25 protein-coding genes and 2 tRNA genes are annotated in these 24116 nt (G+C 29.8%); 13 read left to right on the top strand and 14 right to left on the bottom strand.

Going from position 1 to position 24116, the window contains the following annotated elements; all coding sequences use genetic code 11:
- Positions 1-13 precede the first annotated feature (13 nt).
- The 3 genes from HMPREF2561_RS07355 (at position 14) to HMPREF2561_RS07345 (ending at position 5213) form a co-directional block, all read left to right on the top strand.
- Positions 14-484 (top strand): DUF2538 family protein, encoded by a 471-nt coding sequence (locus HMPREF2561_RS07355; protein ID WP_002448219.1) that lies wholly within the window; start codon positions 14-16, stop codon positions 482-484.
- Between the two features lie 117 nt (positions 485-601).
- A complete protein-coding gene (locus HMPREF2561_RS07350) occupies positions 602-1021 on the top strand; it encodes a GNAT family N-acetyltransferase (RefSeq protein ID WP_017175782.1) in 420 nt (139 codons plus the stop codon).
- A gap of 151 nt (positions 1022-1172) precedes the next feature.
- Positions 1173-5213 (top strand): glucosaminidase domain-containing protein, encoded by a 4041-nt coding sequence (locus HMPREF2561_RS07345; protein WP_048762308.1) that lies wholly within the window; start codon positions 1173-1175, stop codon positions 5211-5213.
- Between the two features lie 176 nt (positions 5214-5389).
- Here the strand turns inward: HMPREF2561_RS07345 and HMPREF2561_RS07340 are convergent, their stop codons facing one another.
- Positions 5390-5809 carry a MarR family transcriptional regulator gene (locus HMPREF2561_RS07340; protein ID WP_002448073.1) on the bottom strand — a complete coding sequence of 140 codons (420 nt, stop codon included), beginning with the start codon at positions 5807-5809 and terminating at the stop codon, positions 5390-5392.
- A gap of 268 nt (positions 5810-6077) precedes the next feature.
- On the opposite strand from HMPREF2561_RS07340, the gene HMPREF2561_RS07335 reads away from it, so the two are divergent.
- The gene (locus HMPREF2561_RS07335; RefSeq protein ID WP_019835348.1) at positions 6078-7253 is read left to right on the top strand and encodes an aminotransferase class I/II-fold pyridoxal phosphate-dependent enzyme; all 1176 of its coding nucleotides are present in this window, start codon (positions 6078-6080) and stop codon (positions 7251-7253) included.
- Positions 7254-7304: 51 nt separating this feature from the next.
- Here the strand turns inward: HMPREF2561_RS07335 and menB are convergent, their stop codons facing one another.
- Genes menB through HMPREF2561_RS07315 form a run of 4 tightly spaced genes read right to left on the bottom strand, consistent with a single transcriptional unit; the run spans position 7305 to position 11933 of the window.
- The gene (gene menB, locus HMPREF2561_RS07330) at positions 7305-8123 is read right to left on the bottom strand and encodes a 1,4-dihydroxy-2-naphthoyl-CoA synthase (protein WP_002448062.1); all 819 of its coding nucleotides are present in this window, start codon (positions 8121-8123) and stop codon (positions 7305-7307) included.
- Positions 8116-8919, bottom strand: a complete 804-nt coding sequence (gene menH / locus HMPREF2561_RS07325; RefSeq protein ID WP_070468618.1) for a 2-succinyl-6-hydroxy-2,4-cyclohexadiene-1-carboxylate synthase — start codon at positions 8917-8919, stop codon at positions 8116-8118. Before menH ends, menB begins: the two co-directional genes overlap by 8 nt.
- The gene (gene menD / locus HMPREF2561_RS07320; RefSeq protein WP_025987184.1) at positions 8906-10576 is read right to left on the bottom strand and encodes a 2-succinyl-5-enolpyruvyl-6-hydroxy-3-cyclohexene-1-carboxylic-acid synthase; all 1671 of its coding nucleotides are present in this window, start codon (positions 10574-10576) and stop codon (positions 8906-8908) included. Before menD ends, menH begins: the two co-directional genes overlap by 14 nt.
- The gene (locus tag HMPREF2561_RS07315; protein WP_017175788.1) at positions 10566-11933 is read right to left on the bottom strand and encodes an isochorismate synthase; all 1368 of its coding nucleotides are present in this window, start codon (positions 11931-11933) and stop codon (positions 10566-10568) included. The genes menD and HMPREF2561_RS07315 overlap by 11 nt, the downstream gene beginning before the upstream one ends.
- 180 nt (positions 11934-12113) lie before the next feature.
- Here HMPREF2561_RS07315 and HMPREF2561_RS07310 point away from each other — a divergent pair, with 180 nt between their 5' ends.
- A complete protein-coding gene (locus HMPREF2561_RS07310) occupies positions 12114-13052 on the top strand; it encodes a 1,4-dihydroxy-2-naphthoate polyprenyltransferase (RefSeq protein WP_048679857.1) in 939 nt (312 codons plus the stop codon).
- A 50-nt stretch (positions 13053-13102) separates the two neighbouring features.
- Here the strand turns inward: HMPREF2561_RS07310 and HMPREF2561_RS07305 are convergent, their stop codons facing one another.
- A complete protein-coding gene (locus tag HMPREF2561_RS07305; protein WP_017175790.1) occupies positions 13103-13654 on the bottom strand; it encodes a GNAT family N-acetyltransferase in 552 nt (183 codons plus the stop codon).
- Between the two features lie 143 nt (positions 13655-13797).
- On the opposite strand from HMPREF2561_RS07305, the gene HMPREF2561_RS07300 reads away from it, so the two are divergent.
- Entirely contained in the window at positions 13798-14010 is a 213-nt protein-coding gene (locus HMPREF2561_RS07300; RefSeq protein ID WP_070468616.1) for a TM2 domain-containing protein, read from the top strand.
- Between the two features lie 88 nt (positions 14011-14098).
- Entirely contained in the window at positions 14099-14197 is a 99-nt protein-coding gene (locus HMPREF2561_RS11015; RefSeq protein WP_017175792.1) for an SAR1012 family small protein, read from the top strand.
- A 67-nt stretch (positions 14198-14264) separates the two neighbouring features.
- Here HMPREF2561_RS11015 and HMPREF2561_RS07295 read toward each other — a convergent pair whose 3' ends face one another.
- Entirely contained in the window at positions 14265-14483 is a 219-nt protein-coding gene (locus tag HMPREF2561_RS07295; RefSeq protein ID WP_002488353.1) for an IDEAL domain-containing protein, read from the bottom strand.
- Between the two features lie 238 nt (positions 14484-14721).
- Between HMPREF2561_RS07295 and HMPREF2561_RS07290 the strand changes: the two genes are divergently transcribed.
- Positions 14722-15978 carry a DNA cytosine methyltransferase gene (locus HMPREF2561_RS07290; protein ID WP_049438030.1) on the top strand — a complete coding sequence of 419 codons (1257 nt, stop codon included), beginning with the start codon at positions 14722-14724 and terminating at the stop codon, positions 15976-15978.
- A gap of 114 nt (positions 15979-16092) precedes the next feature.
- Here HMPREF2561_RS07290 and HMPREF2561_RS07285 read toward each other — a convergent pair whose 3' ends face one another.
- From HMPREF2561_RS07285 to HMPREF2561_RS07275, 3 genes are all read right to left on the bottom strand, one after another.
- Complete coding sequence (locus HMPREF2561_RS07285) at positions 16093-16590, bottom strand: YagU family protein (protein ID WP_049438032.1); 498 nt, start codon at positions 16588-16590, stop codon at positions 16093-16095.
- Between the two features lie 378 nt (positions 16591-16968).
- The gene (locus HMPREF2561_RS07280; protein ID WP_070468614.1) at positions 16969-17478 is read right to left on the bottom strand and encodes a hypothetical protein; all 510 of its coding nucleotides are present in this window, start codon (positions 17476-17478) and stop codon (positions 16969-16971) included.
- Between the two features lie 121 nt (positions 17479-17599).
- Positions 17600-18061, bottom strand: coding sequence for a hypothetical protein (locus tag HMPREF2561_RS07275; RefSeq protein ID WP_070468611.1), 462 nt, complete (start codon positions 18059-18061; stop codon positions 17600-17602).
- Positions 18062-18117: 56 nt separating this feature from the next.
- Between HMPREF2561_RS07275 and HMPREF2561_RS07270 the strand changes: the two genes are divergently transcribed.
- Positions 18118-18432 carry a DUF771 domain-containing protein gene (locus HMPREF2561_RS07270; protein ID WP_070468609.1) on the top strand — a complete coding sequence of 105 codons (315 nt, stop codon included), beginning with the start codon at positions 18118-18120 and terminating at the stop codon, positions 18430-18432.
- Positions 18433-18451: 19 nt separating this feature from the next.
- On the top strand, positions 18452-18622 hold the full coding sequence (locus HMPREF2561_RS10885) for a hypothetical protein (protein WP_176743831.1): 171 nt from the start codon (positions 18452-18454) through the stop codon (positions 18620-18622).
- Between the two features lie 523 nt (positions 18623-19145).
- On the opposite strand, the gene HMPREF2561_RS07265 is transcribed toward HMPREF2561_RS10885, so the two are convergent.
- Positions 19146-19234, bottom strand: a tRNA-Ser gene (locus HMPREF2561_RS07265).
- 3 nt (positions 19235-19237) lie between these two features.
- Positions 19238-19312 (bottom strand) — tRNA-Asn (locus HMPREF2561_RS07260).
- A 199-nt stretch (positions 19313-19511) separates the two neighbouring features.
- Between HMPREF2561_RS07260 and HMPREF2561_RS07255 the strand changes: the two genes are divergently transcribed.
- Complete coding sequence (locus HMPREF2561_RS07255; protein ID WP_049437419.1) at positions 19512-20540, top strand: HNH endonuclease; 1029 nt, start codon at positions 19512-19514, stop codon at positions 20538-20540.
- A gap of 73 nt (positions 20541-20613) precedes the next feature.
- On the opposite strand, the gene HMPREF2561_RS07250 is transcribed toward HMPREF2561_RS07255, so the two are convergent.
- Positions 20614-21603 carry a lipoate--protein ligase gene (locus tag HMPREF2561_RS07250; protein WP_048762301.1) on the bottom strand — a complete coding sequence of 330 codons (990 nt, stop codon included), beginning with the start codon at positions 21601-21603 and terminating at the stop codon, positions 20614-20616.
- Between the two features lie 188 nt (positions 21604-21791).
- Between HMPREF2561_RS07250 and HMPREF2561_RS07245 the strand changes: the two genes are divergently transcribed.
- The gene (locus HMPREF2561_RS07245; RefSeq protein WP_002448045.1) at positions 21792-21968 is read left to right on the top strand and encodes a YkvS family protein; all 177 of its coding nucleotides are present in this window, start codon (positions 21792-21794) and stop codon (positions 21966-21968) included.
- 15 nt (positions 21969-21983) lie between these two features.
- Positions 21984-22586 (top strand): CPBP family glutamic-type intramembrane protease, encoded by a 603-nt coding sequence (locus tag HMPREF2561_RS07240; protein ID WP_019835286.1) that lies wholly within the window; start codon positions 21984-21986, stop codon positions 22584-22586.
- Positions 22587-22748: 162 nt separating this feature from the next.
- Here the strand turns inward: HMPREF2561_RS07240 and HMPREF2561_RS07235 are convergent, their stop codons facing one another.
- On the bottom strand, positions 22749-24107 hold the full coding sequence (locus tag HMPREF2561_RS07235; protein WP_070468607.1) for a TrkH family potassium uptake protein: 1359 nt from the start codon (positions 24105-24107) through the stop codon (positions 22749-22751).
- Positions 24108-24116 lie beyond the last annotated feature (9 nt).

Raw genomic sequence — 24116 nt, 5'->3', positions numbered from 1 at the left:
AGGAGCACGTAGAATGTCACGCAAAACATATGAAAAAATTGCTAATATTAACGGTATGTTTAACGTATTAGAACAACAAATTATTCATAGTCAAGACATGGCTTTATTTAGAAGTGAATTCTTTTATGTTAATCATGAACATCGTGAAAACTATGAGGCATTATTAGTATACTATGGTGAAAATTCAGTGAATCCAATTGTAAATGGAGCTTGTTACATTGTTGCTTTACCTGAAATTTTTAATAAAGTAGATGTATTTGAATCTGATTTACCCTTTTCTTGGGTATATGATGAAAATGGAATTACAGAAACAATGCAAAGCATTAGTATTCCTTTGCAATATTTAATTGCAGCTGCTTTAGAGGTGACAGACGTTAATCTTTTTAGACCTTCAGGTTTCACTATGGGTATGAATAACTGGAACATCGCACAATTAAGGATCTTTTGGCAATATTGCGCAATTGTTCGCCAAGAAGCATTATAATTTATTACTCCTTTTTACTTTTTAGTAAAAGGAGTTTTTTTTCTATATTTAAATAATATAAAATGATTCTATACAATGATTGAGTTTATTTAATTTAAGAGAGTAGGTAAATGTCACATGTTTAGAGAAGTAATTAATCAATCTATGCTTTCTGACTGTTTTGAAATTAGAAAGTCAGTTTTTGTAGAAGAGCAAGGGGTTCCATTAGAAAACGAATTAGATGCATTTGAAAATACTTCTACTCATATTATTGGATATCACGATAATCATCCATTTGCTTGTGCACGATTTCGTCCATATGAAGATGGTATAAAAGTAGAACGTGTAGCAATTTTAAAACCTTATCGCAATAAAGGATTCGGTAAAACATTAATGAACACGATTGAAAGTATTGCAAAACGAAAACATCATCATAAACTTATTTTAAACGCACAACTACAAGCTAAACCGTTCTATGAAAAACTAGGTTATGTTAGTATTGGTCTTCCTTTTCAAGAAGAAAATATTGTTCATATTAAAATGTATAAAATAATTTAAATTATATTTTTCGATACTTGAATTCCATTTACACCAGCTAGATATTTTTTAAAAACAAAATTAAATTTAGTTTACAAATTAGTTAAAAATAATTACTCTTACTTTTCTTGACGTTATAATAAAAAAGTAAATTAAAAAAGGAGCAACTATTATGTCGAAAAAATTTAGCTTTAAATTCCCATCAATGATCGCCCTTACTTTATTTGGTGCAGCATTTACTACACATCATGCTGAAGCCTCTGAAAACAAACAAGAGGCTGCTAATAATGTAATCGATGATCAACAAAATATTGAAAATGCCAATGTAGCTAAACATCAAGTCAGTAATGCAGCTCAAAATATCTCTGGGGTGCAAACTTACCAAGACCCTACATTAGTAAAATCAAATACTACTAATAATACATACACATATGATGCAAAATTAGATCACTTAAATCAATCAGCGTCATCTCAAAATAACTCAACGCGTTCTAATACTAATGATACACTTAAAAACAATGATACAATTTCAAATTATCAATCTGATAATACAAAACATAATAATAATGAAGTAGCTACTACCTCTACTACTTCAACTGATTCAACTAAATTAGTTACATCAGCAGAGTCTAATAATAAAATAAATTCAAATCATGTAACTACTGAAACACAACCAACTCATAATGAAAGTGCTCAAGTTTCAAATACACAAAAGTTAAATACAGATGAGCCTAAAACAACATTAAATAACGTAGATAGTCAAAACAATAGCATATCAAAAACTCAATCAAGCACTACTTTCGTTAATAATAAGCAACAAAAAGTAGATGATGATACGACAACGACAAATAATGACAATAATAAAGTATCAACATCTTCTACTTCTACTACTGAAAGTGACAGTACGTCTAACAATTTATCAAATAAATCAGACAACACTACAGTTAACAATGAAGATACTACTCTTCAAAATAATAATACTCAAACTTCACCAATGCATAATACTTTAAAAGTACGTGCATACAGTGCAGCTTTAAATAATACTAATGTTAATAATAAAACTACAACTTCAACTCAATCAAATGATGCATCTGTCTCTGACTCTACATCATCAGTGTATAAAGGTATCGGTGGAAAAGGTGGTCCAGCTACAGTAAGTACATATTCAACTACTTCTTCACTACCAAAATATGTACCACAAGTTAAATCTTCAATTAATAATTATATTCGCTCAAATAATTTGAAAGCTCCTTCGATTGAAGAACATTATACATCTTACTTCCCTAAATATGGGTATCGAAATGGAGTAGGAAAACCTGAAGGCATCGTCGTTCATGATACTGCAAATGACAATTCAACGATTGAAGGCGAAATTAATTATATGAGAAATAATTATACAAATGCGTTTGTACATGCATTTGTAGATGGAAATCGTATTATTGAAACTGCCCCTACTGATTATTTATCTTGGGGAGCTGGACCATATGGAAATAATCGTTTTATTAATGTTGAAATTGTCCATACACATGATTATGCTTCATTTGCACGTTCAATGAATAACTATGCAGATTACGCTGCTACACAATTACAATATTATGGATTAAAACCAAATAGTGCTGAATATGATGCTAATGGAACAGTATGGACTCATTATGCTATTAGTCGTTATCTTGGAGGTACAGATCACGCTGATCCACATGCCTACTTGAGTAATCATAATTATAGTTATGATGAATTATATGATTTAATTAACGAAAAATATTTAATTAAAATGGGTAAAGTTGCACCATGGGGTACAACATCTACAAATAATTCAACTCCTACTACTAAACCAAGTGTAAATAATAAAAAATTAACAGTAACATCTAATAATGGCTTAGCTCAAATTAAATCAGATAATAGCGGTCTTTATACTACTGTATATGATTCTAAGGGAAAAACAACGAATCAAGTTCATAATACTTTAGCAGTTACAAAATCTGCACAGCTTGGTAAAGATAAATATTACCTAGTATCCGATTATAATAGTGGAAAATTATATGGATGGGTTAAACAAAGTGAAACGATTTATAATAATACTACTTCTAAAACAAAAGTAAATAAATCGTATACTATTAAACCTGGAACGACACTATACACGGTTCCATGGGGTAATTATAATCAAATTGCTGGAACAGTATCTAAATCAAATCAATCTCCATTTAAAGCGAGTGCATCACAACAAGTAGGTAAATCAACTTATGTATATGGTTCAGTAAATGGTTTAACTGGTTGGGTAAGTAAATATTATTTAAATGATATTCAAAACAAAGCGGATACAACTAATGTACTTAATGTTTCTCAATTAAATAACACTTTAGGACAAGTAGCTAAAAAAAATAGTGGTGCTTACACAACAGTATATGACTCATCAGGAAAAATAAATCCTTCTATTAACGGTAATACTTATCGTGTAACTAAAAAAGCGACATTAAATAATAAAAACTTTTATTTGATTTCTGACTTTAATGGTAATCAATCACACGGTTGGATTCCTTCATCAGAAATTAATATTCAAACTACAACACCTATAAATGATGGTATTAAAAATTACAATATCAAAGGAAATAGTAATATATATGAAACACCTTGGGGCAGTTCGTCTCAAATTAAAGCAACTGTTCCTTCAAAGGGAGATGTTCTAAAATCTATAGACGCTTTAAAAGTAGGCTCAAATACGTATCTTCACGGTGTTATCAATAATGTTTGGGGCTGGATTTTATCAGACGATGTTCAAACTGTAAAAACGAGTCAAAAAACAAGTAGTGTTCAAACTGTTTCAAAAATTGCTCAAGTAAATTCAACAAATGATGGTATACGTTCAAGTATTTACGATGCAAGTGGTAAGCATGCAAAGCAATATGCTAACAAAACATATGTTGTAACTAAAGAAAAAAAATTAGATGATAATACATATGTTTTATTATCTAGTACTTCTGGAAATACCCCATTAGGTTGGTATAATGTTAAAGACTTAAATATTAAAAATTTAGATAAAGAACAAAAAGTGAAAGGTACTTATACTGTCAATCAAAATAATAAGGGCTTGTATACGATTGCTTGGGGCACTAATCAACAACGATTAGATAAAAACAACATTGCTAATCAAACTTTCACAGCTTCTAAATCGACAATTGTTGATGGTAAAACGTATTTATACGGTACAGTTAATAATCAAACAGGTTGGATTGCACTAAATGATTTAACTAACGCTTCATCTTTCGATACAGTAGAAGACTATAACGATGATTTAGTTATAACTAATGGTAATAGTTTTTACTATGACGACCCTACTTCAGCTAAAGGGTACTTACTCAAGCCATTTAATGAACAAATTTTTCAAGTTACAAAACGAAAAGTAGTAAATGGTATCACTTGGTATTATGGTAAATTAAGTAATGGTAAATCAGTATGGATTAAGAAAAGCGATTTACAACAACAATTAGTTAAACTATCTAAAAACTATAGAACACTTGATGATGTCACTAAAATTCAACAAAATGTTTACGGTGCACCACCACAAGTTCAACGTAATAATAGCGGTTGGTCAAATGCAACGTATAGTGAAATTAAAAATGCGATGAACGCGAAAACACTTGCTAAACATCCAACTTTAAAATATCAATTTTTACGTTTAGATCGCCCACAATCATTATCTGTAGATCGTTTAAATCGACTACTTAAAGGTAAGGGAATGTTAGAAAACCAAGGTCAAGCATTTGCTAATGCTGCAAAATTGACAGGTGTTAATGAAATTTACTTAATTGCTCATGCCCTACTTGAAACGGGTAATGGCCAATCTAAACTTGCTAAAGGTGCAAATTTGGTTAATAATCAAGTCGTTTCTAATTCCCCTATTAAATACTATAATGTATATGGTATTGGTGCTTATGATTATGCACCACTTGTAAATGGAATTAATTACGCAAAACGATCTGGCTGGAATAGTATTTCTAAAGCTATTATTGATGGAGCTAAATTTATTGCTCAAGATTATATTAAATCTGGTCAAAATACACTTTATAAAATGCGTTGGAATCCTGATCAACCTGGTACACATCAATATGCTACTGATATTAATTGGGCAAATGTGAATGCTGAAGGTTTAAAATACTTATACGATCAAATTAATTCAGTTGGTAAATATTTTGAAATACCAGTATTTAATCAATAATACTACTTGGGAGTGAGACTGAATTCAGTTGCCCTTCAGTTATCGCCTACCCATACTTAAAAGAATCTGAGACACTTATTTCTGTCTCAGATTCTTTTTTGCTCTAAATTTTATATTTCATACAAGCACCCATCTTATTGGACTATGTTATAAAGAACAATAAGATGGGTGCTATGTTAGATATAAAGATGACGACTATTAAGTTTATTTAAAAGATGATTCAAATTATTGATTTCCTCTTCTGTTAAACATTGACATCTCGCTTCGATTAATTCACATCTTGCTATATTGATTTGTTTAATTAAATCTCTAGCTTCAGTTGTTAAACATAAATCCTTACAACGTAAATCTTCGTGTGACTGTTGACTTGTAATATAACCTTTATGAACTAATTTCTTTATCCAACGAGATACAATGGACTGCTCTCTACTAATCTTCATTGTTAAATCATATTGTGATAATCGATCATAGTTATAAAGAATTCTTAATAATTCCAGTTGGTCATTTGTTATATCAGTCCGTTGGCCAAAGCGTCTATTTACTAAATTAAGATCATTGTTTGTTAGGGTAATAAGTTTTTCTAGTTGATTATACATAGCTGTTCTACTCCACTCTAGTAATTGCTTATATTATAAAGTTAATTTTATAATTAGACAATACTATTCAATAAATTGACTAAATTCATTTTAATAATATGATATTATCTATTCATTATACACGATTTCTAATTTTTCTATTTAAATTGAGAGAAAATGAGATTTTATTAATTAAATATTATAAATAAAAATATGATATGATAATTATATTCTATTTCAAAGTAATGAGGTCATAATACTTTGAATGATTATATTTAGAGGTGTAAATATGAAATTAACTTTAAATTCAAATTCTAAGTTTTTAAGAGCGCCAAGTATCCGACAGTTTTCAAGTCGAATAAAAAATATTGACGACTGTGTTAATTTAACTATTGGCCAACCTGATTTTCCAATGCCTGATGTGGTTAAGCAAGCATATATTAATGCAATAAGTGAAGATAAAACAAGTTATTCACATAACAAAGGTCTTACTGAAACGCGTCAAGCGATTAGTCAATATTTTAAACGTAGATATGGATTTTTTTATAGCGAAGAAGAAATTATTGTTACAAACGGTGCAAGTGAAGCGTTAGATACATCGCTAAGAAGTATAATCGAACCTGGAGATGAAATTTTAATCCCTGGTCCTATTTATGCCGGATATATTCCATTAGTTGAAACGTTAGGTGGTAAACCTATTTATATTGATACCACACATTCTGACTTTAAGGTAACACCTGAGCTAATTGAAACTTACTTTACTAATCAAACTAAAGCAATTTTATTAAATTACCCTACTAATCCAACTGGTGTTATATTAGAGCGCTCAGAAGTTGAAGCCCTTGTACATTATTTAAAAACTAAAGAAATATTTATTATCAGTGATGAAATATACGCTGAAAATACGTTTACAGGAACACATACTTCTTTCGCAGAATATGAAGAGATACGTGATCAACTATTACTCATTGGCGGCTTAAGTAAATCACATTCAGCTACAGGCATCCGTATCGGTTTTTTAATCGGTCCTGAATATTTAATTGAAAAATTAACTTTCATGCATGCATATAACTGTATTTGTGCTAATGTTCCTGCTCAAATTGCTTGTATCACTGCATTAAATGAGGGCTTAGAAGCACCAAAATATATGAACGAAGCTTATATTGAACGCCGTGATTATTTAAAAGCTAAATTGTTATCTCTAGGATTCGAACTTGAAGCTCAACCTGAAGGTGCATTTTATATTTTCCCAAGTATTAAACGATTCACTAATAATGATTTTGACTTTTGTGTCAATGTACTGGAAGAAGCACATGTTGCGATGGTGCCAGGCTCTTCTTTCACAGATATAGGAAAAGGCTATATTCGTATTTCTTATGCTTATGAAATGAACGTCTTAAAAGAAGGTATGCGTCGTTTAGAATTATATTTAAAAGAACACTATCCTAACGTGTTAGATAATTAAAAAAAACGCAAGATTGACTAAGTCAATTTTGCGTTTTTTTATTACTATTGTTTATGGGAATTTAGGGAATTGATCAAAATCAGGATCGCGTTTTTCTTTAAATGCGTCACGACCTTCTTTTGCTTCATCAGTAGTATAATACAGTAATGTAGCATCTCCAGCCATTTGTTGTAAACCAGCTAAACCATCTGTATCTGCATTCATTGCAGCTTTTAAGAAACGTAATGCTGTTGGTGAATGTTTCATAATGTCTTTACACCAAGCTACTGTTTCATCTTCTACTTTATCTAAAGGTACTACAGTATTAACTAAGCCCATTTCTAATGCCTCTTGAGCATTGTATTGACGACATAAGTACCAAATTTCACGTGCTTTTTTGTGGCCTACGATACGAGCTAAGTATCCTGAACCATAACCAGCATCAAATGAACCTACTTTAGGTCCAGTTTGACCAAAGATTGCATTATCTGCAGCAATTGTTAAGTCACATACTACATTTAATACGTTACCTCCACCAATTGCATAACCTCTAACCATTGCAATAACTGGTTTAGGAATAACACGAATTAAACGTTGTAAATCCAATACATTTAAACGAGGAATTTGGTCTTCACCAACATAACCACCATGTCCACGTTTCTTTTGATCTCCGCCTGAACAAAACGCTTTATCGCCTTCACCTGTTAAGATAATAACAGAAACATTTTGATCATCACGTGCTCTAGTAAATGCATCAATCATTTCAGCTACTGTTTTAGGTGTAAATGCATTACGTACTTCTGGTCGGTTAATTGTTACTTTTGCAATTCCTTCGAAGAATTCATATTTAATTTCATCATATTCTTTTAGTGTTTCCCACTGTCTAGTCATTTTGCTCCTCCTTTAAAAAGCCTAATACTATTGTATCAAATTCCGCTTCATCTTCCACATGAATTGTGTGACCTACATTTTTTAAAATACGGATTTGATAGTTTTTAATTTCTTGTGCCATTTTTTTAGCAGTATTAACGAATTTTTCATCTAATTCTCCTGCTAGAATAAGGCAATCACTTTTTATACGCTTAATATCTCCCCATAAATTAGGCATATGTCCAGTCCCATAATCTCTTAAAGCTTTCGCTAATTTATTAGGATCCTGCGAAAGTCGCATACGACGCATTGCCTGTTTTTTATTATCATCTAATAGATATTGTGTTTGAAATAAAGGGAGTTTTTCCCAATCATTTACAAACACTTCAATTCCAGCTATTTCTAATACACGTCCACGTGCTTGATCGATAGCCTGTCGTTCTTTACGTAAGGCTTCGTCAGCAATGCCTGGCGATGTACTTTCTAATATTAATTGTTTGATTTCATATTGACCATATATTGCATAGTAAAGTGCTACGCGCCCACCCATTGAATAGCCTAATAAACTGAATTTATATTTCTCAAATTGAGATAAAACTCGATTTATTTGTTCCGTTATATACGGAAAGTTCCATGTTTGATCTATAGGTGAGTCATCTTTGCCATGTCCAGGTAAATCAATAGTTAAAATATTACATTGAGTAAGAAACGCCTCTATATGATTCATATACGTTTGACTATCACTAATAAAACCATGAAGTAAAATTAATAATTGATTGCTTGGATGATCAGATTTATAAAAATTATAATGTAACATTTAAAATCTCACTCAATTTCTGATATAAAAGTTGATGTTGTTCTAAGTTATCTTCACGATTTGTAATCATTTCATATATATATGAATTCATATTTGAAAATGATACTTGAGAAAAATCGGTAATATTATTCAAACGTTTAAATGAAAAATCATATAACATGGCAGTATACTCAAAATTTAGTCCAGTTGGTGTACCAAATAGACGTTCAAAGTATTGCTCTGCTGCTGTTTTTTGAGGCAAATAAGAAAATATACCTCCACCATCGTTGTTAAGTATAACAATATTAATATGAATATCGTTTAATTTAGCCATTAATAATCCATTCATATCATGATAAAAAGCTAAATCTCCAATCAGTAATGTCACTCTTTTATGTACTGCCATACCTAAAGCAGTAGAAATAACGCCATCAATACCATTTGCACCTCGATTAGCATACACTTCTACTTCACTATCAAATAATAAATTATCTACATCACGAATAGGCATACTATTACTTACAAATAATGCATCATCTTTAGTGAGTTTTTGAATCAGTGTACTTACAAATGCTGATTCATCTGTCGCTTGAGACATATGTTGAGTGATTGCTTTACGAGATTGTGCTTCTATAGATTGCCAACGTTCAATCCAATCCTTACGATTTACTGTTGGTTCATTCACTAAACTTCTGAAGAAATCATTTGCTGATATTTCATATGAGATGTGTGGCGGTGTTGGAAATACATCAATTTTATCATTATTTTGAACTAATATTTGAAATGCATTTGTGCGTGTAAGCCATTGATTTAATTTTTTAGAAATAACTGGTTTACCTACACGTATAATAAAATCAGCATCAATATTTAAATGAGAACGGTATAATAAATCATATGTTGTAATAACATTAGGATGGTTAAACTTGCGTAATTGACTAAGTGGATCTGCAAGAATTGGTAAATCATGAATTGTAGCGTAAGTTAAAATTTGATCGACTGCTTGGTGCTGCATATCCCCTACAATAATAAGACCTTTCTTATCTTTTAATACATTTTTTATATCTTGTATATCTATATTTTTTTGATAATGAGGCAATATTTTATGTTCAGATTTTAAATTCTCAGTCATTTCAAGATCTGGTGTTAACGGTTCTCTAAATGGTAAATTAAAATGTATTGGACCACGGTGTGGACCATATAAATATTGACTTGCAATTTGCATTTGATAATTGATAGTATTGAGCATTTCTTGACTGCCATCAGCTACAGGCATATCAAATTGGAAGTTAATATAATTTGCAAACATATTGACTTGGTTAATCGCTTGTGGTGCGCCTACACTTCTAAGTTCGTGTGGACGATCGCTAGTTAATACTATAAGCGGTATACGGCTGATTTGACTTTCGGCTATAGCTGGCGTGTAATTAGCAGCCGCTGTTCCAGAAGTACATAAAATCGCAACTGGGCGTTCGCTTCCTTTAATTAATCCTAAAGCAAAAAAAGCTGCGCTACGTTCATCAGGATGTATCCAAGTTTTTATATTTGGATGTGCTTCAAATGCAATCGCTAAAGGAGTCGAACGTGAGCCCGGACTAATAACGACTTCTCGCACACCATAGGCATATAACTCTGATGCAAATGTATAAACTTGTTTAGTTAAAGCTTCTTTATGATTCATTCTCATTCACTACTCCTAAAGCATTCATCATTGGTGAAAATTTCACCGACGTTTCTTCAACTTCACTTTCAGCATTAGAATCTTTTACGATACCACAACCTGCAAATAAAGTAGTTTGATTTTGTTTAATTAACATAGAACGAATAGCCACAATAAATTCACAATCATCATCTACATCGATATATCCAACTGGAGACCCATATAATCCTCGTGTACCAAACTCATTTTTTTCAATATAATCAACTGCTTCTTTCTTAGGATAACCACCTAAGGCAGGTGTAGGATGCAACTCATCAATTAAACTAATATACGAATGATTCAATAATGTTCCTTTTATTTCAGTATACAAATGATACATATGATCATTTTTTAAAATATTAGGTTTTTGATTGTACTCTACATTTTCTACATAAGGTTCAATATCATTTAAAATACTTCTAACGACAAATTGATGTTCACCTAGATTTTTACTGTCTTGTAGAAATGCTTGAACATTTTTTTCATCTTTTTCAGCATCTTGTGTTCGAGGAATGGTTCCTGCTACAGCCTTCGTAGATAATACACCGTCTTCAACTTTTAATAATTGCTCTGGTGTTTGAGAAAAGAATACAGATTGGTTAGACTCTAGAATAAATAAGTAACTATTTTTCTCATTGTTTAACGCACGATTAAGTACATAAGGAATACTAATTGGCTTATCAAACTTAATTAAACGACGTCTCGCAAGCACTACTTTTTGATCTTTATCAAGTTGTTCAATCGTATGACTTACAAGATCTTTCCACTCATCAACATAAATATCTTCCATGCGTGTTACATTGCCTAAAGCTGTCTCTCGTTCTGTCGTATCGACTTGAGTATTTTCAAAATAATTAATAATTTGATTTAATTTTTCCATTTCAAATTGAGCTTTTTCAACTGTATATGTCAAAATGGTTTGATTGTTAACTGAAGAAATAAGTACTTCAGGTACCACAAAATGATTAATCCCAAATTCACGCCACTCATCATCAGACTTATGATTTGAAAATTGGAATCCCCCTACTATTTTAAGGTGATGCTTTTGCGTATTAACATGAATTAGTTCTACATCGTTTTTAAATTTTTCCCATTCCCGAAAGATAGATTGTTTATTTTCAAAGTTATTCTTAAACCTTTGAATTGCATGATAGCCGAAAAATGAAGACATATTATCGTTTAATCGCAAATAAAATCGATCTCCAGCTTGTTTTTCAGTTAAATTAAATAATTCACTTGGTGTTAAAGATTTATTTAACACGACTTCAACAGAAACCCAGTTTTTATTGCTTTCATATATAGATTCCATAATTTTGTCTTCCATTAGGTTGGCAGCCATTCATTTCACTTCTTTCATTATCTTTTTTTACTCATTAAAGTATTGTAACATTTTTCGTTATTCATCGTATCATAATTGCTTAATCAATTTAGAGAAATATTTCACGTTGATTGACCTTTCTTACCTATTCCTATAAAATACATATGTTAAAACTTTATATTATAAGAGGTAGATTACATTATGGCAGATCAATATCAACAATATTCAACTGTTAGAAAATATTGGCATTTAATGAGACCTCATACTTTAACCGCGTCTATTGTCCCTGTATTAGTAGGAACAGCGACAGCTAAACTTTTCTTACTGGGCAGTCAAGATCATATTAAATTCAGCCTATTCTTAGCAATGTTAATCGCATGCCTTTTAATTCAAGCAGCGACTAATATGTTTAATGAATATTATGATTTTAAAAAAGGATTAGACGATCATACATCTGTAGGCATCGGTGGCGCGATTGTTCGAAATGGTATGAGTCCAAAACTTGTCATGAATCTAGCAATTGCTTTTTATATTATTGCCGCTTTACTTGGTATATATCTAGCTGTTAATAGTTCATTTTGGATTATTCCAGTTGGTATTGTATGTATGGCAATTGGTTATTTATATACTGGTGGACCTATTCCTATTTCATGGACGCCATTTGGTGAATTATTCTCCGGATTATTTATGGGTATGATTATCATTTTACTTGCATTCTTTATTCAAACAGGTAATGTGAATGGTTTTGTTGTTTGGATTAGCTTACCTATTGTCATTACAATCGGGTTAATTAATATGGCTAATAACATTCGTGACCGTGTTAAAGATAAAGCAAGTGGTCGTAAAACCTTGCCTATTTTATTAGGTAAAAAAGCTTCTATTACGTTTATGGCAGCAATGTATATCTTAGCTTACTTAATCGTAATATTTACTGCTTTATTCAAATCAGGTGGCTCATTATTCTACTTGTTAGTATTATTCTCATTCCCAATGCCAATCAAAGCAATTCGCCGTTTTAATAAAAATGATACACCAGCAAGCATGATGCCAGCGATGGCAGCGACTGGCAAAACGAATACAATCTTTGGTATTTTGTACGCTTTAGGTATTTATATCAGCGCACTTTTAGGTGGTATCTAATTTATTTTAACCAGCATTGTTCTTTTTTAACAATGCTGGTTTTTTTATTATTATATATATATCATATGTAGATAATCATGGCCATATAAATTAATATCTTCAACCCATTTGAAACCTAGTTGTTTATAAAGTTTAAGTGCTTTCTCATTATTATAATCACAATTTAAACTCCATTTTTTATTAAAACTTGTGGTGATCAAGTGTTCCAACAATTGTGTCGCAATACCTTGTCCTCTATAATCAGGCGATGTGACCACTGCTTCAATATACCACTCATCATTTTTAGCTTCTTTTATAGGTAAAGGTGTTCCAACTAATCTGATATCTTCTTCAAGAGGCAGTTGGTTCCATTGTTCTTCGTACTCCATTTCTTTTGAACCATCATAAGCGATAATACAACCGGCCACTTCATTATTCTTTTCATATACCCATATATTTTTATAATAGGTACGATAATGTACATTAACTATACTAAGTTCAAGCAAATTGATCATACGCTTTTTAGAAATTTCCTTTACAATGTCAAGTTCCATATCTTTCCATATTAAATAATAAAGTTTAGCAATTTGCTTATTATCACTCGGTGTCGCTTTTCTAATCATATTTATCCCTCCATCTACATCATACTCATATTCTTACAAGAAATTAAATATTATAGTAAGTATAAACTGATTCTTTTATAAGTGACATTCTTGATTTTAGTCATAAATTACTTACAATATGAAAATAAGGAGGCATCCATAATATGAGAGTAAACAAAACATTATATGTATTATGTGCATTGTTCTTAGGTGGTGTTGGGATTCACAAGTTCTATGTAGATAAAGTTGGACAAGGTGTATTACATTTGGTCTTCTTTTGGACACTTATTCCAACAATTGTTTCGATTATTCATGGCATTATCATTATCTTTACTACTAAAGCTGATAATAATGGATATATTTTTATACCCAAATAAAAACAAGCGAAAGTTTTTAAACTTTCTTCTTTAAATTAAAGAAAATGGGGTATAAATTAATAATAGTTTTAAAAAGGAGAATGTGACTATGAAAAACTTTATTAAACGTATTGTGAGAACAATTATTACAGGATATGTATTAAAATGGATTAAAAATAAAATAGAAGGAAATTCAAAAAGAAAATAATTTAAAAAGGTCTATTCACTTTATTTTAGAGAATAGACCTTTTTATAATGACTCATTGGAACCGGATTTACTCATTGAGAAATGCCTCCAAATGTTTTAATTCAGTAGTGTATTGATTAAAATCATCTTCATTTCTATTAACCAAAGCTTCATCAATTAATGTTACAAGTTGTTTCTTTCTTTCTAAACGTAACGCTTCGTCAATCACAAGTTCTACACCTAAATCATTCACCGTCGTTACAAATTCTTCTAGTGTGGTATGTTTAACATTTGTATTGTAATACATAAGATTCACTACCTTTCTATTAATTTAAAAATAGTATACAAGCTTTTTATTTTGAAATCAATGAATATTCAGAATTTTTAGTTTAATTTTACAATTTTAGTATTATTTTAAGTGTTTTTTTATATTGTTTTCTGTTTACTTCTTCTTTATACTAGTATGGTCACTTGAAGTTTAATTAATTTCATTATAATGTTTAATTAAATATCAAGTATAATAAACGATTAAAGGAGGTTAAAATTTGAATAAAATTAAATTAGCTACAGTATTTAGTGGAATTGGAGCTATAGAACATGCTCTTGATCGACTCAACCTCCCCTATGAAATAGTTTTTGCATCCGATAATGGTGATATTGACATCGATATTAATGAAGAAAAAACTAAGAATTATATTAAAACTTTGTCAACTATTGATGAAAAAAAACAATATATCGATGCTTTGTATAGTAAAAGTAAAAAAAGAAATTTCGTACGAGAAACTTATTTATCAAATTATGATATAGATGATAATAGATTTTTCCAAGATGTTAGATTTATTGATGGTTTTGATTTTAGGAATGAAGTAGATTTATTTGTAGGAGGTAGCCCTTGCCAATCCTTTTCTCTTGTAGGTAAGCGTGGAGGGTTTGATGATGCAAGAGGAACTTTATTTTACGAATTTGCGAGACTTATCGATGAAATACGACCTAAAGTATTTATCTATGAAAATGTTAAAGGTGTATTAAGTCATGACAAGGGAAATACTTGGAAAGTAATGCAAAATATTTTTAATAAATTAGGTTATTCTTGGCATTATCAAGTTTTAAACTCTAAAAACTATGGAGTTCCTCAAAATAGAGAGCGATTATTTATTGTAGGATTTAGGGATGAAAAATTTGGTGAGAATTTTTCTTTTCCTAATACTATAGATTTAGAGAGCACAATGGCTGACTACTTAGAATCTAATGTAAGTGAAAAATATTATTTGGGAACAAAAGGAATCAATTTTGTAATTGATCAAAAAAATATAGATAAACGATATACTCAAATTAATGGAAAAATTAGTTTATGTCAAAAGGCAAATCAACAATTTAATTGGCACGGAGATTTTCGATTTGAACCTGTTGATTCTACGGAAGGCGCGACTATAAACGAAAAATATTTTCTTTCTGATAAATTAGTTAATTATGTAATGTCTAGTGGAACAAAAAACTTTTATTCTAAACCTCAAATTGATTTAGAAATAGCAAGACCCCTGCTTTCTTCAATGACTAAAATGCATAGAGCTGGTGTTGATAATTATGTGACCACACAAGGTAGAATAAGAAAATTGACACCTAGGGAATGTTTAAGATTAATGGGCTTTTGCGATAGTTTTAAAATAGTCACTTCGGATACTCAAACATATAGACAATCAGGGAACTCTATTGTAGTAGATGTATTAATGTTTTTATTACTTCAAATAATTCAAACAAATGTTTATAAGCAAGATAAATATGAACAACTTACTTTATTATAAACTATACTCATTTACTAAATTATAAATTAACCTACTCTTTTTTTACTTTAAGAGTAGGTTAATTTTTTAATATTAATTGTATACAGAATTTTCAAATTATTCGTTCAGAAATTTTTAGCTAACTATAGATTTTTTGTAAATATAATATCTTCTTATTAACTCGATTACCATCATCCAAACTATATGTCCAAATATTTCAGATAAATGTTCTTGGAATGGTTGGTTGAACATACTAGGAACTACGTGCATTAAAGGCATTAATATTAAATGGAAAACAATCCAAATTAAAATACCAAATATTGATCCATAAAGCATAGATATTTTAGAATAACGTTTAACTAATAATATATATATTATGGCAATAATAATAGAAAAACTAAAGTGAACAATAAAACTTATCCAAGGCATTTGTTGCTCTGAGAATTGATAAGTCATATGTGTAAAATTAGAACTAAACCCTAAATGTTGTAACAATTCTTGAGGAGGGTTTGTTGCATTACGTACAGGTGTTCTAGGCGGTAACATAACCTCCCACCCTAATTTGACTATACCAGATAATAAACCACCAATTATTGAGGCATAAATAATTTCTTTTAAAGATAGATTTTTCATAGCTGACTCCTTTATATAATAAAATAATCTATTAATTTTATTATATAATTTCATAAAATTTAAATCAACTGTATTTTTATAAAAATATTTATGGATTAGTTGCTATAAATGATTTAAATTATATATAAAGAATTATTTTATCTTAAAAGTGATTTGTTTTTAAAAACAGAGTTTAGTATGCAAAAAATACTAAACAATATTGAATTACTATGTAAAACTAAAAATAATTATATAATAATAAAAAATCTAAAAACCATATTTTAATAATAATTTATAAAAGTTCAAATTAATAACAGTAAAAATATAGTAGACTCAATAAAAGTTTTAAATTATATGAAAAAAAGAGCGTTGATTTATATCAACGCTCTTTCCATTCGATTAAACGGAATCCTTGGGGTTGGAAAGAGTACTTACCTTGTTTACTGATTTTATCAATGTCACTAATTGCTCTGATTCTTGGAATTTTCTCAGCGATTCTATTTTAACTGGTTTTATGTAAGTGCCTTTGTTAGTTGTAACTATAATGCTTACATCCCAATTCCAAATCACAGGGTATTCTGCGAGTAAAAATGTACATTTAATACTTTCATAAGGTCCCAAAGTAAAAGGTACGGTATAGTTTTGGTTTTCATAAGGAATTATGTTGAAAGTATCTTGCTCGCCAACATTGTTTTTAATATCAAATTTTACATCAATTATAGAAATCGGAAACTTTGTAAAATTGACGAATGTCAATTCGTTGTAACTTGATTTATTTTCTTTTAGAAAATGAGAACTTCTAGTTGGTATGACATCAATATCAAGAGTGTCTTTCATGTAATCTAAATAATATTTAAGAGCAGTCAGTATAAAACTGAAAATAGCTATACAAAGTGTAACTATATCCATAGTAATCATCTCCATAAGTTGCTATTCAAATTATATCAGAAAAGAGGTACAAACATGCTATTTACAAATATTTGTATGCTGCTAACAGTAATTTTTATGGTATTAACATTAATTATTAATATTAAAAATTAAATTCTCTTTTTTTACTACATCCGTTAATTCGTTTGTCAGTAATTATTTGGACGATAGTTGGTGTTTCGTTTAAATGGTATGAAAATTCTATTTTAGCATTAGGAATAAAAGTTTCAGGACGTTCAAGAACATAAGTATTATACGGCGAAAAAGAAGGATTAGGATATTTTAACCATTCGTTTTTAGGAGGTTCAACCTCAATATGTTCTATTTGTTCACCTTTGCTATTAATTAATCGAATTTCTTTTACAATGATGGTTTTAGAAGAAGTGTTAGCAAGTATAAAACTAAAACATTGTAAATTATCAAAGTCTAAAGGTTCGACATCATAATCGCTTAATTCAATGCTAGGACGGTTGCTCATATAAGCGTAGACAAAACTAGCAATAGCTACTAACAAAGCAATTACAGCAATGATATTGGAAAACAGAGTAGATTGAATAAATTCCATAGTAAAACTCCTTTTTCTTTTAATAACTACATTATACACGAAAGGAAATGAGCCTTATGGTTCAAACAATTAACGTTACAGTACCCATTCCTGAAGACTATGTGATCATCTCAAAAGTTGAGTATCAAGAATTAATTGATAATCAACCAATGAACATGACACTTACAGAAGTAGCACAATATTATAATCAAACAAAAACTTGGATAGTTAAGAACATTCTTAAAGATGATTACTTCAGAAGAAAAATTAAACCATTCAGTCAACTTGTTGATGAAGATGGCAACGGAAAGTACTTGTTTAATCGTAAGAAAATGAAACAGTTTCTTAACGATTATGACGAAGAAATCAAAGAAAGAACTCAATATAAATGACAAATAAGGGGGTGATGACATGACTAACGAAGATAAATCAATCGTAGTTGCTGGAGTAATGTTCCTAGCTTTATCAACAGCATTGTTCATTACAAGAATGTTCTTCATGAAAGCATTAGGAACAGCGTTGCTAATGTCACTAGCGACATATGTGTTCTTCGACACTTGTTACTACGTAAAAAAAGACTGATTGCTACTACCAATAGCAAACAGTCCAAGTGTACACAAAATTATTCGTACTTTAAAGATACAAAATTATTCGGAGGTAGTCAATTATGACTAAAAAGCTTAAACCAATTCAAAGTGTTTATCTAGAACTGGTTCATGAATACTTCAAATCTAATCAAAAGTGTCAATCGCGTGTCAAAAATGTTCTAATTCATTCTATTTAGTTCTAAAGTTTATTCTTAAAAATACGATAATCAAGCCATTTTCATACATATCACAATGTACAAAAATGGCCTTACTCTTCATATAGTTACTCAGAACAGTTATTTCCTGTTCTGAGATTTTTTTACATAAAAATAATGTAATAATTAAACGGACAACAAAACGGACAAGATTACTAAAACATCATTAGAATTGTCCGAAGGTTGTCCATTTATTTTTTTATCGATTTTTATCAATTTTAATGGAAATAAAAAAGAACGTTGATATATCAACGTTCTAGCGAAGTTTAAGTAAATGAAAATTAATCAATTTTTATCAATAAACGGAAACGGAGGGATTCGAACCCTCGCGCCGCTCTCGCGACCTACACCCTTAGCAGGGGCGCCTCTTCAGCCAACTTGAGTACGTTTCCATATGGCTCCGCAGGTAGGATTCGAACCTACGACCGATCGGTTAACAGCCGATAGCTCTACCACTGAGCTACTGCGGAATAATATAACGTGTTCTTTAATCAATACAAATATAATTATATCAATAATATTAAAATTTGCAAGGGAATGTATACAAAAAATTAGTGTAATATTAATATTGTTTTAATGATATTTACTTTTTCGAAAATAATATACTAAAAAATGATAGATTTATACTTTAACTTTATTTTAATATAATTATGGAAGGAATGATTAGTTATGAACAAAGTAACAATTTTAGGCAATACTTTTGAAGTATTAGATGCTTTAAATAATATTACTTTAGCTGATTCTTTTTTAAAAAATAAAACCGGTACAGGTAATGGTGAAGCTAAATTATATTTAGGAAATGTATCCGAAAAACTTTTTGACTTTTTTGAAGAATTTACTATTGATTTGAATGGTTTTTTTCTACAAAAAGATTTGCTAAAGATGCTTAATGATTTAGAAAATGAGTATAAATCCCCTCAAAATCAATACTATACTACTAAAACTATTAATGGTATTAAACAATCTGTCAATGTAACTAATGATTTGAAAGAAAAGTGGGGAGAATTAATTAATAAGTTAAAGAAGAAATCCCCTATACTTAATTTTTCTTTTTATCGGTCACAAATAAAACCTCCACGAGTTTATATAAATTCAGAATCTGATAGTTATACCTTATTAAGACACATAGGTATACCAACTATTTCTTATGTTTCAGTGCTAAAATTGAAAGATGAGAAAAATAATATTATGTATTACTTTAAACCTTTCGTATCATATTCTAATGAAATAGATGGTTACAATTATCTATCTTCAATAGAGAAGAAAGAATTAAAAGAAATTGAATCTTCTAATAAAAGTGAAAAACAAATTTTAAGTCTTAAAACTTCTAGAATAGGACAAGGGAAATATAAAGAAAAACTATTAAATGATATGCCTTATTGTCCTTTTACTATGATTAACGATGAACGACTATTAAGAGCTTCACATATAAAGCCTTGGGTAGTTAGCAATGATAAAGAAAAATTAGATCCTAAAAATGGATTAACTTTATCTCCAACTTATGATGTTTTATTTGACCGTGGATTTATTTCATTTCAGGATAATGGCAATTTAATGGTTTCTCCTTTTATTTCACCAATGAATCAAAAAAGACTAAATATTACAAATGGTAAAAACATAGGTATTAATAAGTTTTTTGATTCTTCTAGAATTGCATATTTAAAATATCATAGAGATAATATTTTCCAAGGAATTTAGCTTAGTACATTATCATATTAAAATTAATATGATAATGTACTTTTTTATCAATGATTTTATATCATTTACTATTTTAATACGCCATTAATTTCAATATACTGTCTTTATCAATATCACCAAAGTAATGATAAAAGTCATAGTCTTCCATTACTTCTTTTATATGAGTATAATCGTGTAATGTGCCTACTAAAGCATCTTCTAATTCATTGACATTTCCTTCTCCAAAGAAATCGCCAAAGATTTTAGCATGCTCAATTTTTCCTTTTTTGACATCAAATTTAATTTGAATGAATCCTTTTTCAAACTTCTCGTCACGTTCAAAATTATATTTCGGATTTTTACCATAATTCCAATCCCAAGTGCGATATTTTTCATTGCTTAATTGCTTAATATTGTTCCAGTCTTCTTCCGTTAAATGATATTCCTCTACTTCATGCTCACCAAAGATGTTTTTTAAAATAATTTGCTTAAATTGATCAATTGTAATAGAGTCATCTAAAAATTCTTCAATATTTGCTACGCGTTTACGTACAGACTTCACACCTTTAGATTGAATTTTTTTAGGATTCACTTTTAATGCGTTTTGTACTTCTTCTAAATCACTATTTAGCATTAATGTACCATGACTAAACATACGATTTTTAACCTTAACCATAGCATTTCCAGAAATTTTAGCTGCGCCTACTTGAATGTCATTACGGCCTGTCATTTCTGCATCTACACCCATAGATTGTAAAGCTTGAACAATAGGCTCAGTAAATTTCTTGAAGTTATGAAAACTGTTACCATCATCACTCGTTACAAAACTAAAATTCAAATTGCCTTTATCATGGTACACAGCTCCTCCTCCAGAAATTCGTCGTACAACATGAATATGATGCTCATCTACATACTGTTTATTAACTTCTTCAATTGTATTTTGATTTTTACCTACAATGATTGAGGGTTCATTAACATAAAATAAAAAGTAACTATCATCTGCAGGTAAATATTTAAGTACATATTCTTCCATGGCTAAGTTAATTGTAGGATCAGTAATATTATTATTACTTACAAATTTCATAGCTCTCACCTTTCTCTTTCTTTTAAAATTTAATAATGCAATATATCTTCCACTATCGATTATTTAACTTAATTATGGCATTATTTTCAAAAATAATATAATATTTTCTGATTTTAGTATATATTTGTTTATTTGTAGTGTAAATTTTAGTACAATATAATCTAGCTATGATTTGAGGAGGACTCGAAATGACTGTTGCAGAAGTTGGAAATATTGTAGAATTTTATGACGGTTTAAGAGGCCGTGTTGAAAAAATTAATGATAATTCAGTTATTGTTGATTTGACAATTATGGAAAATTTTAATGAACTAGATTTACCTGAAAAAACAGTTATTAATCACAAACGATATAAAATCGTTGAATAAGAAGGTTAATATTAAATGAAAAATACATCTAAACCCTTAATTTGGTTTGTTGCAAGTTTTATTGTATTTCATCTTATCTTATTTATAATGTGGGGAGAACATCAAGAATATTGGTATTTATATACTGGTATAATGTTAATTGCTGGCATTAGTTATGTATTTTATCAACGTGATATCACATCAAAACGTCTATTAACCTCTATTGGTGTGGGCGTAATCACAGGTGTTGTATTAGTGATAATACAACTTATATTTTCACTTATATCGTCACAAATTACTTATACCGAATTAATTAAAGAGTTATCAAGAACAGGTGTATATTTTAAATGGCAAATGTTAGTTACTATCTTATTTGTCATCCCTTGTCATGAGTTATACATGCGTGCTGTCTTACAAAAAGAGTTAAATAAATTTAGACTACCTCGCTGGCTAACAATTTTAATACCTGCATTATGTTCTAGTTCTTTATTTATCTATCTTGATAAATGGTGGATTGTTATTTTTATCTTTATAGCTCAAGTCATATTATCATTGAGTTATCAGTATACAAGACGTATTGTTACATCGTCTTTAGGTCAAATTGTTGCCATCATTTTATTACTTATTTTTCATGGATAAAAACCTTTTCTTAGTTGCTAAAACTAAGAAAAGGTTTTTTGATTGGTATCACGATTCATTTCAATAACGATATTCTTTTTTTATTTAAAACATAACTATCTACATACAAAAAAGAGTGGGATAACGAATTCAAAATGAATGTATCCCACTTTCCTTTTTTAGTTATCCAATTTGAATTCTCTCTTTTGGATAACTAAATTTATCAGGTTCTTTACGACCAGATATCATAATAATAAATGATATTAAACCGACACGTCCTATAAACATAAGAAGCATTAAGACGACCTTGGTAATACTGCTAATATTATCTGTCACCCCAAGTGATAAGCCACATGTTCCAAATGCAGACATGACTTCAAAAAACACCTGTAAGAATGATAAATTATTGGCTTCTGATGCTAATATAATAATGATACTTACAAAAGTAAGTACTGTCGCCATTATAAACACAGCAAAAGAACGCTGTATATCGATGGTATGAATTTCTCTATTAAATACTTTAATCGATGATTTTTCTGTATTGTTATTAAAATTAATCACAAATAAAATAAGTATCGCAAATGTCGTTGTTCGAATACCTCCTCCTACTGAACTCGGAGAAGATCCAATAAACATGAGAATACTCATAATGACATTTGTTGCATCACTAAAGTGTGTCACATCAATGGTTTGTAATCCAGCACTACGTGTAGTTGCAGATTGAAATAATGCATAGAATAAAGATTGATGCCAATTATATCCTTTGAATGCATGATTGTACTCAAGTGCTAAAATAGATAAAAATCCAGATATAAATAAGAAAAAGTAAGTCGTTGTTGTAATTTTAGTAAATAAAGAAAATCTAAAATGACTTACTCTATTTCGTATATAAGCTCTGATTTCAAGTAATACTGGAAAACCAATTGATCCAAGAATAATTAAAAACATTACAATAGTTTGTACAAAGTAATCCTTGGCATATGGAACTAGCGATTGACCAGTAATATCTAACCCACCATTTGTAGTAGCTGAAATAGATACAAACAAACCTTGCATTAAAGCATTTTTTAAATCAGGATTGTCTCTGTAAAAATAAAATGCAAGCAAGAGTGCACCTACAATTTCGATAGTCATGATTGTTTTAACAATTTCAATAATAAGCTTAACTGTCCCACTCATTGTGTCTTTATTATTATCAAGCATAATAAGTTGACGTTCGCGCATACCAATGTGTTTACCAAGTACTACCCACAACACTGTACCTATCGCCATTACGCCTATGCCACCGATGTTTAAGATAATTAAAATGATAAGTTGGCCAAATGATGAATAGGTATCAATAATACTGACTGGCGTTAAACCGGTCACACTAATTCCAGATACAGCTACAAACAACGTATCTATAGGACTTACCTTCACGCCAGGTTTATGTACAAAAGGTAAGTTGAGTAATAAAAATGCAACGACAATTGCAATTAAATAATATAAAACAATACCTTGTTGAGGCGTTGATTTTTTGAATAATTTACTGAAAATAGACATTAGTTTGTC

Origin of the sequence: Staphylococcus sp. HMSC069E10 (genome assembly GCF_001809205.1) — a bacterium.
Lineage (GTDB): Bacteria > Bacillota > Bacilli > Staphylococcales > Staphylococcaceae > Staphylococcus > Staphylococcus hominis.
This window is presented reverse-complemented; position numbering and strand designations above follow the sequence as displayed.

What these genes read in the sequence shown, in the direction of transcription:
- HMPREF2561_RS07345 (WP_048762308.1), top strand. Translation starts at nt 1,173, where the DNA reads ATGTCGAAAAAATTTAGCTTTAAATTCCCATCAATGATCGCCCTTACT.
- HMPREF2561_RS07315 (WP_017175788.1), bottom strand. Translation starts at nt 11,933, where the DNA reads ATGGCTGCCAACCTAATGGAAGACAAAATTATGGAATCTATATATGAA.
- HMPREF2561_RS07280 (WP_070468614.1), bottom strand. Translation starts at nt 17,478, where the DNA reads ATGGATATAGTTACACTTTGTATAGCTATTTTCAGTTTTATACTGACT.
- HMPREF2561_RS07335 (WP_019835348.1), top strand. Translation starts at nt 6,078, where the DNA reads ATGAAATTAACTTTAAATTCAAATTCTAAGTTTTTAAGAGCGCCAAGT.
- menD (WP_025987184.1), bottom strand. Translation starts at nt 10,576, where the DNA reads ATGAATCATAAAGAAGCTTTAACTAAACAAGTTTATACATTTGCATCA.
- HMPREF2561_RS07245 (WP_002448045.1), top strand. Translation starts at nt 21,792, where the DNA reads ATGACTGTTGCAGAAGTTGGAAATATTGTAGAATTTTATGACGGTTTA.
- menH (WP_070468618.1), bottom strand. Translation starts at nt 8,919, where the DNA reads ATGTTACATTATAATTTTTATAAATCTGATCATCCAAGCAATCAATTA.
- HMPREF2561_RS07255 (WP_049437419.1), top strand. Translation starts at nt 19,512, where the DNA reads ATGAACAAAGTAACAATTTTAGGCAATACTTTTGAAGTATTAGATGCT.
- HMPREF2561_RS07285 (WP_049438032.1), bottom strand. Translation starts at nt 16,590, where the DNA reads ATGAAAAATCTATCTTTAAAAGAAATTATTTATGCCTCAATAATTGGT.
- menB (WP_002448062.1), bottom strand. Translation starts at nt 8,123, where the DNA reads ATGACTAGACAGTGGGAAACACTAAAAGAATATGATGAAATTAAATAT.
- HMPREF2561_RS07300 (WP_070468616.1), top strand. Translation starts at nt 13,798, where the DNA reads ATGAGAGTAAACAAAACATTATATGTATTATGTGCATTGTTCTTAGGT.
- HMPREF2561_RS07235 (WP_070468607.1), bottom strand. Translation starts at nt 24,107, where the DNA reads ATGTCTATTTTCAGTAAATTATTCAAAAAATCAACGCCTCAACAAGGT.
- HMPREF2561_RS10885 (WP_176743831.1), top strand. Translation starts at nt 18,452, where the DNA reads ATGACTAACGAAGATAAATCAATCGTAGTTGCTGGAGTAATGTTCCTA.
- HMPREF2561_RS07295 (WP_002488353.1), bottom strand. Translation starts at nt 14,483, where the DNA reads ATGTATTACAATACAAATGTTAAACATACCACACTAGAAGAATTTGTA.
- HMPREF2561_RS07340 (WP_002448073.1), bottom strand. Translation starts at nt 5,809, where the DNA reads ATGTATAATCAACTAGAAAAACTTATTACCCTAACAAACAATGATCTT.
- HMPREF2561_RS07270 (WP_070468609.1), top strand. Translation starts at nt 18,118, where the DNA reads ATGGTTCAAACAATTAACGTTACAGTACCCATTCCTGAAGACTATGTG.
- HMPREF2561_RS07310 (WP_048679857.1), top strand. Translation starts at nt 12,114, where the DNA reads ATGGCAGATCAATATCAACAATATTCAACTGTTAGAAAATATTGGCAT.
- HMPREF2561_RS07275 (WP_070468611.1), bottom strand. Translation starts at nt 18,061, where the DNA reads ATGGAATTTATTCAATCTACTCTGTTTTCCAATATCATTGCTGTAATT.
- HMPREF2561_RS07350 (WP_017175782.1), top strand. Translation starts at nt 602, where the DNA reads ATGTTTAGAGAAGTAATTAATCAATCTATGCTTTCTGACTGTTTTGAA.
- HMPREF2561_RS07250 (WP_048762301.1), bottom strand. Translation starts at nt 21,603, where the DNA reads ATGAAATTTGTAAGTAATAATAATATTACTGATCCTACAATTAACTTA.
- HMPREF2561_RS11015 (WP_017175792.1), top strand. Translation starts at nt 14,099, where the DNA reads ATGAAAAACTTTATTAAACGTATTGTGAGAACAATTATTACAGGATAT.
- HMPREF2561_RS07240 (WP_019835286.1), top strand. Translation starts at nt 21,984, where the DNA reads ATGAAAAATACATCTAAACCCTTAATTTGGTTTGTTGCAAGTTTTATT.
- HMPREF2561_RS07355 (WP_002448219.1), top strand. Translation starts at nt 14, where the DNA reads ATGTCACGCAAAACATATGAAAAAATTGCTAATATTAACGGTATGTTT.
- HMPREF2561_RS07305 (WP_017175790.1), bottom strand. Translation starts at nt 13,654, where the DNA reads ATGATTAGAAAAGCGACACCGAGTGATAATAAGCAAATTGCTAAACTT.